This is a genomic window from Cognatilysobacter segetis (assembly GCF_004359965.1).
In the GTDB taxonomy this organism is placed as follows: Bacteria; Pseudomonadota; Gammaproteobacteria; order Xanthomonadales; family Xanthomonadaceae; genus Cognatilysobacter; species Cognatilysobacter segetis.
Genome location: NZ_SMRQ01000078.1, coordinates 1 through 9,646 on the forward strand (window position 1 = coordinate 1; position 9,646 = coordinate 9,646).

The 9,646-nt window shown below is 70.1% G+C and carries 9 protein-coding genes; 6 read left to right on the forward strand and 3 right to left on the reverse strand.

From position 1 onward, the window contains the following. The first annotated feature begins 223 nt into the window (after positions 1-223). Positions 224-601, forward strand: a complete 378-nt coding sequence (locus E4F61_RS13165) for an H-NS histone family protein (protein WP_133479677.1) — start codon at positions 224-226, stop codon at positions 599-601. A 55-nt stretch (positions 602-656) separates the two neighbouring features. Here E4F61_RS13165 and E4F61_RS13170 read toward each other — a convergent pair whose 3' ends face one another. Next, positions 657-1,901, reverse strand: coding sequence for a threonine/serine exporter family protein (locus E4F61_RS13170; protein WP_133480087.1), 1,245 nt, complete (start codon positions 1,899-1,901; stop codon positions 657-659). Positions 1,902-1,959: 58 nt separating this feature from the next. Between E4F61_RS13170 and E4F61_RS13175 the strand changes: the two genes are divergently transcribed. The 4 genes from E4F61_RS13175 to E4F61_RS13190 all read left to right on the forward strand — a co-directional run bounded on the left by E4F61_RS13175 (position 1,960) and on the right by E4F61_RS13190 (position 5,541). Continuing rightward, a complete protein-coding gene (locus E4F61_RS13175) occupies positions 1,960-3,072 on the forward strand; it encodes an ABC transporter permease (protein WP_133480088.1) in 1,113 nt (370 codons plus the stop codon). Positions 3,073-3,159: 87 nt separating this feature from the next. After that, positions 3,160-3,960 (forward strand): ABC transporter ATP-binding protein, encoded by an 801-nt coding sequence (locus tag E4F61_RS13180; protein WP_238382946.1) that lies wholly within the window; start codon positions 3,160-3,162, stop codon positions 3,958-3,960. A gap of 22 nt (positions 3,961-3,982) precedes the next feature. Next, positions 3,983-4,909, forward strand: coding sequence for an MlaD family protein (locus tag E4F61_RS13185; RefSeq protein ID WP_133480090.1), 927 nt, complete (start codon positions 3,983-3,985; stop codon positions 4,907-4,909). 8 nt (positions 4,910-4,917) lie between these two features. Further along, a complete protein-coding gene (locus tag E4F61_RS13190; protein ID WP_425480157.1) occupies positions 4,918-5,541 on the forward strand; it encodes an ABC-type transport auxiliary lipoprotein family protein in 624 nt (207 codons plus the stop codon). A 15-nt stretch (positions 5,542-5,556) separates the two neighbouring features. Here the strand turns inward: E4F61_RS13190 and E4F61_RS13195 are convergent, their stop codons facing one another. Next, on the reverse strand, positions 5,557-6,144 hold the full coding sequence (locus tag E4F61_RS13195) for an alpha-ketoglutarate-dependent dioxygenase AlkB family protein (RefSeq protein ID WP_133480092.1): 588 nt from the start codon (positions 6,142-6,144) through the stop codon (positions 5,557-5,559). An 87-nt stretch (positions 6,145-6,231) separates the two neighbouring features. On the opposite strand from E4F61_RS13195, the gene E4F61_RS13200 reads away from it, so the two are divergent. After that, positions 6,232-7,860 (forward strand): electron transfer flavoprotein-ubiquinone oxidoreductase, encoded by a 1,629-nt coding sequence (locus E4F61_RS13200; RefSeq protein ID WP_133480093.1) that lies wholly within the window; start codon positions 6,232-6,234, stop codon positions 7,858-7,860. Between the two features lie 111 nt (positions 7,861-7,971). On the opposite strand, the gene E4F61_RS13205 is transcribed toward E4F61_RS13200, so the two are convergent. Then, a partial coding sequence (locus tag E4F61_RS13205; protein WP_133480094.1) for an FG-GAP repeat domain-containing protein occupies positions 7,972-9,646 on the reverse strand: 1,675 nt, incomplete at its 5' end.

A 9,646-nucleotide genomic window follows, 5' to 3' on the forward strand; every position in this document is an offset into this window, starting at 1 on the left:
TCCGCACCGCATCGTCGTCTCCGAGCGAGGGCTGCAGGCGGGCACGTACGAATACCGGCACCGCCGCGCCAGCGAGGCCGAGCAGCTCGATCGGGATTCCGCGATCGCGCGCGTGCGCGGCGTCTGATTATCGCGATCGATTTACGCGATTAACGCCGCTGGTTAGGATGGGCCGTCCGCTGAAGGGCGGCCCATTTTCTTTTTGGTTTTCCCGGAGGTTTCCATGGCACTCGATCTCAACAGCATGTCCGCCAAGGAGCTCGAAGCCCTGATCGCCCAGGCCAAGAAGCGGCGCAGCGTGCTCAGCAAGCGCAAGCCCGTCGCGACGGTGCGCGCGCGCCTTGAGCAGATCGCGCGCGCGGAGGGGTATTCGATCGCCGAGCTGTTCGGCACGCGCGGCGGCGCGGCGGGCGGCGCGGCCGCCGGCGCGCCGCCCAAGGCGGCGCGCAAGCCGTCGAAGATGGCGGGCAGCAAGGTCGCACCGAAGTACCGCAATCCGGACAACGAGAGCGAGACCTGGAGCGGTCGCGGCAAGCAGCCGCGCTGGCTGCAGGCGCATACCAGCAAGGGCCGCGTCCTCGACGACTTCCTGATCCGCTGATCGACCCGACGCCGGCCCCGCGCCGGCGTCGTCGCATCCGGGCGCTGCGCCAGGCTCAGAGATTGCGTCGCGGTGGCAGCAGCATGTTGCCGAACAGCAGGCCCGCGACGAGCGCCGCCAGTGCGTTCATCACCGCGAGCAGCGCCACCTGCCCCGCGCCCACGTCCTGGTTCTGCATCAGGCTGAGCAGGCCGCGCAGGCTGGTGCTGCCGGGTACCAGCATGATGATGCCGGGTACGCGGATGATCGCGCCCGGGCGATGCCACCAGCGCGCGTAGGCATTGCCGATCGCGGTCATCGACAGTGCGGCGAGAAACACGCCCGCGGGGCTGCCCGCCGCCTGCCCGACGAAGCGCGAGATCAGGTAGCCCAGCGCGGCCGCGCCCATGACGCGCAGGTAGTCGCGGTAGCTCGCGCGGAACAGCACCGCGAACGAGAACGACGCCAGCGCGAGCGCGATCCACTCGATCCACACCGGCTGCGGACGCGATCCGCGCGCGACGGGATCGAGGCCCGCGACGTCCAGCGCATACAGCGCCACCAGCACGCCGATGCCGAGCTTGAGCACGGTGGTGAGCGCGCCGGCGAAACGCGCGGTGCCCGACACCAGTTGTTGCCCGGTGAGCTCGTTGACGGCATTGGTGAGCGTGAGGCCGGGCAGCAGCACCACCAGCGACGCGATGATCACCGTGTTCTGGTTGAGCGGCGCGATCAGCGCGCCCGCCAGCACCGCCATCGCGCCGGCCAGCATGCCCGCGAGCGCCTCGAATCCCGTGCGCACGCGCGGTCGCGACTCCGACAGCTGCGCGAGCAGGCCGATCAGCAGGCCGGTGACCCCCGCGACGCCGATGTCGAGCCACGGCAGGCGCAACAGCCCGGCCACCGACGCGGCGGCGAGACCGAATGCCATCAGCTCGGCACGCCGCATCGCGCGCGTGGGCGGCCTGTCGAGGGCGCGCATCTGCGCACGCGCCTCGACGGGATCGAGCGTGCCCGCGAGCACCTCCTCCGCGATCCGGTCGGTCTCGGCGAGGCGGTGCAGGTCGACCTCGCCCGGGGCGAGGCGCAGCACGCGGGTCGTGTCGCGCAGGCCCGTGGCGCGGCCCGGGTCGCTGAACGTCAGGATCAGCCCGGTCGGGTTCGACCACGGCTCGCAGCCGATGCCCAGCCGCGACGCGACGGCGGTCAGCGCGCCCTCGAGGCGGTCGGCCGTGGTGCCGTAGCGGTGCAGGCGCTCGGCGAGTTCGACCATGAAGTCGATGCGCGCGGCGTAGGAGGCTTCACTGAAGGGCGCCGTCATCGGGACAGGATCGCATGCATCCCCGCCCACGGCCGAGCCGGTATGCTCCGTCGCGACGATGGAATCGAACCCCGCCCCGCCCGCCCTCGACACCGACACCGACGCGGGCACCGCGCGCCTGTCGGGGCAGTGGACGCTGGAGAACGCGGTGCCGATCGGCGACCTGCTGGCCACCGCGCCCTGCGGCCTGACCGCCGTGGACGCGACCGGCGTCGCGCGCATCGATTCGCTCGGCGTCCTGCAACTGCTGCGGTGGACGCGACGCTGCGGCGTCGATTTCACCGCGTTCGAGTTCCGCGACGAGCACCGCGCGCTGGTCGCCGCCATCGAGGACGTCGCCGACGACCGTCCCAAGCGCCGCCGCGAGTTCGGCGTGGCCGCGGCGCTCGCGCGCCTGGGCTTTGCGGTCAAGGACAACTGGAAGGAGTTCCTCGCGCTGGTGGCCTTCCTCGGCGAAGTGCTGGCCAAGCTGCTGCGCACGGTGAAGGAGCCGGCGCGCTTCCGTCCGATCGCGCTCGTGCACCACATGGAGCAGGTCGGCCTGGACGCCACGCCGCTGGTGGCGGTGCTCAGCTTCCTGGTCGGCGCGGTGATCGCCTTCCTCGGCGCGAACGTGCTGCGCGATTTCGGCGCGGAGATCTACGTCGTCGAACTGGTCGACGTGGCCTTCCTGCGCGAATTCGCCGTGCTGCTCACCTCGATCATCCTCGCCGGCCGCACCGCGAGCGCGTTCACCGCGCAGATCGGCGCGATGAAGAGCCGCGAGGAAGTCGACGCGATCCGCACGCTGGGCATGGATCCGATCGACCTGCTGGTGATCCCGCGCCTGCTGGCGCTGCTCACCATGCTGCCGCTGCTGACCTTCGTGGCGATGATCGCCGGCCTGCTCGGCGGCCTGACCGTCGGCGCCTACGGCCTCGACATCCCGCCGCAGCAGTACCTCGCCCGCATGCACGACACCATCGAGATCCGCCACCTGTGGGTGGGCCTGTCGAAGGCGCCGTTCTTCGCGATGGTGATCGCGCTGGTGGGCTGCCTTGAAGGCCTGCAGGTGGAGGGCACCGCGCAGTCGGTGGGCGAGCGAACGACGTCGTCGGTGGTCCAGGCGATCTCGCTGGTGATCGTGCTGGATGCGATCGCGGCGCTGTGGTTCATGGTGATGGACTGGTGAGGCGGCGATCGGTGATGCGTGGCGGGTGATCCGGACATGACCCACGACGCGCCGCGCGCAGATACGCCCGTTGGCGACGGCGATGCAATGCGTGCGCGCGAGCCGGTGATCCGCGTGCGCGGCCTCGTGAACCGGTTCGGCGAGCAGGTCGTTCACGATGGCCTCGACCTCGACGTGCTTCCGGGCGAGATCATCGGCGTGGTGGGCGGCTCGGGCACCGGCAAGTCGGTGCTGATGCGTTCCATCCTCGGCCTGCGCACGCCCGACGAGGGCGAAATCGAGGTGCTCGGTGTCGACGCCCGCACGGACGACCCCGAGGCGCGGCGGCGCATCGAGCGCCACACCGGCGTGCTGTTCCAGGACGGCGCGCTGTTCTCGTCGCTCACCGTGGGCGAGAACGTCGAGGTACCCCTGAAGGAATACCACCGCGACCTGCCCGATTCGCTGCGCCACGAGATCGCGCTGCTGAAGGTCAAGCTCGCCGGGCTTCCGGCCGACGCCATCGACAAGCTGCCCTCGCAGCTCTCGGGCGGCATGCGCAAGCGCGCGGGCCTGGCGCGCGCGATCGCGCTCGATCCGCCGCTGCTGTTCCTCGACGAGCCGACCGCGGGTCTGGACCCGATCGGCGCGGCCGCGTTCGACCACCTGATCCGCACGCTGCAGCAGGCGCTCGGCCTGACCGTCTTCCTCATCACACACGATCTGGACACGCTTTACGCTATCTGCGATCGGGTGGCCGTGCTCGCCGACCACAAGGTGATCGCGACCGCACCGATCGACGAGATCGAGAAGCTCGACCATCCCTGGGTTCGCGAGTATTTCCACGGCCCCCGCGCGCGCGCCGCGCAGGCGGGTCGCGAACGCAACCAAGACGCCCGCCCCACCTGAGCCCGACCGGACCCCGCGCCCCATGGAAACCAAGGCCAATTACGTCCTCATCGGCGCCTTCACGATCCTCGTGACGGCGGTGCTCCTGCTGTTCGCGCTGTGGGCGGCCAAGTACTCGTCGGAGAAGGACTGGCAGGAATACGCGGTCGTCTTCAACGAGCCGGTCACCGGCCTCTCCGAAGGCAGCTCCGTGCAGTACAACGGCATCTCGGTCGGCACGGTCGAGAGCCTGCGGCTCGCGCCGGAGGATCCGCGCCGCGTGCTGGCCACGCTGCGCATCCAGTCCGACACGCCGATCAAGACCGACACGCGCGCCAAGATGTCGCAGAGCGGCATCACCGGCCCGCCCTTCATCCAGCTCACCGGCGGCAGCCCGCAGGCGCCGCTGCTGACCAGCGTCGACCACCACGACAAGCCGGTGATCCGCACCGAGGCCTCGGCCCTTCAGAACATCGCGGACACCGCGAACCGCCTGGTCGCGCGGCTCGACGAGGTACTGAGCGAGAAGAACATCCAGCACGTGTCGCGCACGCTGGAGAACATCGACTCGCTCACCGGCTCGATCGCCGCCGAGCGCGAGGACCTGCGCGCGGTGATCGTCAATGCGCGCGCGTCGAGCGCGGAGCTCAACGCGACGCTGGTCGATGCGCACGGCATCGTGCGCGACGTCGACCGTGACCTCGCCAGCAAGCTGCCGACGCTGGTCGGCAAGCTGGACCGCACGCTCGACAAGCTCGAGTCGGCGGCCAACGGGGCGAACGGCATCGTCAACGAGAACCGCGCGGCGATCCATTCGTTCGCCAACGACGGGCTCGGCCAGGTCGGCCCGACGCTGACCGAACTGCGCGCGCTGGTGCGCGACCTGCGACAGGTCACCGATCGCCTCGACAGCGGCCCGGCCAGCTACATCCTCGGCCGCGATCGTCCGAAGGAATTCGAACCCGAATGAGCGCCCCCATGTCCGTCCGCCCCGCCCCGCTGCTCGCGCTCGCCGTGCTCGTCGCGGCATTGCCGGCCTGTTCGCTGCTCGGCGGCAAGAAGGCGCCGCCGCCGCAGTTCGCGCCCGTCGCGCAGGCCGCGCCCGACCCGTCCTGGCCGCGCGTGGACGCGCAGCTGACCCTCGCGCCGGTGCAGATCGCGCGGCCGTACGACAGCCTGCGCATCGCGGTACGGCCGACGCCGCAGGAGCTGCAGGTCTACAAGGACGGCGTCTGGGCGCAACGGCCGTCGGAAATGCTCACCTCGTCGCTGCTGCGCACGTTCGAGGACTCCGACCGCCTGCGCGCCGTGGCACGCGCCGGCAGCGGCGTGAACAGCGAATACCGCCTGTTGCTCGACGTCCGCCGCTTCGAAGCCGATTACGCGGGCGGCGCGACGCCCAACGCGACCATCGAAGTGAATGCCAAGCTGCTGCGCAACGAACAGGCCGACGTGCTGGCGTCGCGCACGTTCGTGGTCGCCGAGCCGGTCGCGGGGACCGCAGTGCCGCAGGTGGTCGAGGCGTTCGACCGCGCCCTGTCGCGCGTGGATCGCGAGCTGGTCGGGTGGACGCTCGCTTCGATGTCGTCGGGCCGTCGCTGAACGGGCGACGCCCGCTCACGCGCCACTGGCGCCGATCCTGCGAAACGTCAGGTTGATCCGCGGCCCCACCGGGCGCGCGGTTCGCATCAGCGCGTGCCGGTAGTGCGCCTGCGTCGCGCCCTGCATGAGCAGCAGACTGCCGGCAGGCAGGTCCAGCGCCAGACGGGTCTCGCCACCGCGATGGCGGAACACGAAGCGTCGCGTCGCGCCCAGGCTCACCGACGCGATCACGGGCGCCGGGCCGAGCTCGGGCTCGTCGTCGGCATGCCAACCCATGGCGTCGCGCCCGTCGCGGTAGAGATTGGCCAGCACGCTGTTGAAGTCGATGCCGAGCGCGTCGCGCAGGCGGGCGCGCAGGCCGGCGAGCGACGGGGTCCATGGCCAGGGCTCGCGGAAGATGCCGGAGTAGCGGTAGCGGGCGTCGGCATCGCCGATCCACCGGCTCAGCCGGGGCGCGGGCACTTCGCGGCCGAACAGGCGCACCGGATGGTTCTCCCAGCCGATCTCCGCCTGCAGCTGCGCGAACAGCGTTTCGGCCTCCGCCGGCGCAAGCCACGCGGGATCGAAGCGCACGTCGGCGTCGGGCAGCGGGAGGCGGTGCATGCGGGCGGACGCTAGCACGCCGCGTGGCGTGGATTGGCGCGCCACGCGCGAGGGGCGACAATGCCCGGTCAGCCTGCGGAGAGCCCCATGAGCACCAGCCCCGAGATCGAACGCGACGTGATGGAGTACGACGTCGTCACCGTCGGCGCGGGGCCGGCCGGGCTGGCGTTCGCGATCCGGCTGAAGCAACTCGACCCCGGGATCTCGGTCTGCGTGATCGAGAAGGCATCGACGATCGGCGCGCACATCCTGTCCGGCGCCGTCATCGAGACCGGCCCACTCGACGCGCTGCTGCCGAACTGGCGCGACAACCCGCCGCCGGTCTGCGTGCCGGCCACGCATGACGAGTTCTGGCTGCTGTCGAAGACCGGCGCGCGCAAGCTGCCGGTCCCGCCGGGCATGAACAACCACGGCAACATGATCGTGAGCCTGGGCGCGATGTGCGCCTGGCTCGCGCCGCAGGCCGAGGCCTTGGGCGTCGAGATCTATCCGGGCTTCGCCGCGGCGGAAACGCTGCACGACGAGAGCGGCGCGGTGATGGGCGTGCGCATCGGCGACATGGGCGTCGCGAAGGACGGCTCGCACAAGCCGGGCTACACGCCGGGCATCGACATCCGCGCGAAGGTCACCGTGCTCGCGGAAGGTGCGCGAGGCCATCTCACCAAGCGCCTGGTCAAGCAGTTCAAGCTCGACGAGGGCCACGACCCGCAGACGTACTCCATCGGCATCAAGGAACTGTGGCAGGTGCCGGAAGAGCGCGTGTCGCCCGGCAAGATCGTGCACACGCTCGGCTGGCCCGCCGACAACGCGACCTACGGCGGCAGCTTCCTGTACCACCTCGACAAGGGCCGCATCGCGCTCGGCTACGTCAGCGGCCTCGATTACAAGGATCCGAACTACAAGCCGTGGGAAGCCTTCCAGCAGTGGAAGAACCATCCCTCGGTGAAGCCGCTGCTCGAGGGCGGCTCGATCGTTTCGGCCGGTGCACGCGCGATCGTGACCGGCGGCTACCAGTCGCTGCCGACCTGCGAGATGCCGGGCGCGATCCTCATCGGCGACACCGCCGGCCTGCTCAACGTGCCGAAGATCAAGGGCACGCACCAGGCGTTCCGCTCGGGCATGCTCGCGGCGGAACATCTCGCGTCGAACGCGCTTTCGCCCGCAGGCTGGGACGCGAGACTGCGCGGCTCGGACGCGATGGCCGAGCTGCGCGAAGTGCGCAACATCAAGCCCGCCTTCAAGCGCGGCATGTGGTTCGGCCTGCTCAATGCAGCGTGGGAAACCGTCACGCGCGGCAAGTCGCCGTGGACGCTGCGCAACAAGCCCGACTGGTGCCAGATGGAGAAGCTGGGCGAGTACGAATCGCCCGACCGCGGCTGGGGCGAGCGCACGCTCCCACCGCGCGACCGCCTCGCCGGTGTCTACTTCGCGGCCACCGAGCACGACGAGGACCAACCCGTGCACCTCAAGGTGCTCGACACCTCGATCTGCGTCGAGCGCTGCACCGTGGAATACGGCAACCCCTGCACGCGCTTCTGCCCGGCGGGCGTCTATGAAATCGTCGAGGACGCCAGCAGCGAAGGCACCGGCCGCCGCCTGCAGATCAATGCCGCTAACTGCGTGCACTGCAAGACCTGCGACATCAAGGACCCCTACGAGATCATCAACTGGGTGACGCCGGAAGGTGGGTCGGGGCCGAATTACCAGATGCTGTGAAGCGCCCGCGGCGCGCCGGTGCGGCGCGTCGCGACAGCGGTCTTGCCACCGCTCGATCCGCGCTCGAGGGGGGGTGCCCATCCGTCGCGCGATCGCGAATCCCGCGTCGCCTCAGTTCGCGAGGCCCGCGGGCTCCAGCACGCGCCAAGGCGCCGGCGGCAGCGCGGAAATCGCCTGCCGTGCCGCGTAACCGTTGGGCGGATTCGCCACGTAGATGCCGGTCGTCGAGCCCGCCTCGAGCACGTTCGCCACGCCGTCGCCGCTGGTGTCCAGCAGACCCGCACGACTGTTCTGCAGGCTCGGACCCTGTCCCGTGGCGAACGTGGTCCCGTTCATGATCCACGCCGAGAGGCGGTAATTCGAGCAGCAGCCGAGACCTTGGCTGGCGAACGCGAGGTCGTCGCGCCCATCGCCGTTCACGTCGCCGAGGCCTGCGTACGACGGCTTGGCATACGGCCCGTAAAGCCCCGCGGTCGAGTACCAGTTCGTGCTGCCGACGCGCACCGACGGCGCGAAGCTGCCGGTCACGAGCGAGAGCGAGACGTTCCAGAGGCTGTTGTAGAACCGCTGCACGTTCGTCGGGTTACCGACGTAGTAGTCGTTGTAGCTCGTGGCGTTGTCGACGCTCAGCACGTCCGCCATACCGTCGCCGTTGAAGTCCCCCAGCGCGATGGGACGTTGCGCGTCGGGAAGGAACGCGTTGCCGCCCTTGCCGCCCACGATGTCCGGTCCGCTCATCAACCAGGCGTAGATTTCCTTCTTCTCGGTGTCGAACCAGAGCACGTCGACGCGGCTGTCCGCATCGACGTCGCCGAGGCCGCCGAACAGCCAATTCGCGGCAGGCCGGTCGGCAACACGCATGCTTTCGCCGAAACCACCGTCCGGTCGCGCGAGCGAAAGGCGCACCTCGGATCCATCAGTAGAGAACACATCGACGCGACCGTCGCCGTTGAAGTCGCCGGTCGCCAGCGGCGAGAAGCCCTCTGGCAGGTAGGTGCCGCCCTGCTCGTTCGCGACCGTCGCGCCATCGAGGAGCCAGGCGTACAGCTCGCGCGTCTGCGTATTGAAGAAAAGCAGGTCCCCCTTGCCGTCGCCATCGACATCACCACGAACGGCAGCACGCGGCTTCTCGACGTCGTCGACGAACTTCCAGCCGGCGAAGGGCACGCGGCCCACGGTCGTCGGCGCACCGAAACTGCCATCGACGCGTGCCGTGGCGATACGGATATCGCCCTCGCCCATGTAGATCAGGTCGGCCCGACCATCGCCATCGATGTCGCCCGTGGCCAGGCTGCGGCCGCGTTCGGGCAGCAGCGTGCCGCCCTGGCCGCCGGCGACGACGACACCGGACATCAGCCAGTCGTAGATCTCGCGTGTCTGCGTGTTGTGCCAGAGCACGTCGGTGCGGCCATCGCCGTCGATGTCGCCGACGCCGGCAAAACGCCATTCGGCCGGCGGGCGCGACTGCACCAGCGTCGCCTCGCTGAAGATCCAGCCGGCGCCGGCACGCGGACCGAAGGAGATGCGCACTTCGGTCGGCGTGGCCGAAAGAATGTCGCCGCGGCCATCGCCGTCGAAGTCGCCGCCGGCGAGCGCGACGGAGCCGGCCGGCAGGTACGCGCCGCCCTGGCTGGCGAAGATGCTCGTGCCGTCCATCAACCAGTAGTACAGCTCGCCCGATCCGCGGTGATGCCAGACCAGGTCGCTCTTGCCGTCGCCGTTGACGTCGGTGATGCCCGCGAGCGTCCACACGCCCGGCGGGCGCGCGGACACGACCTGCGCCACG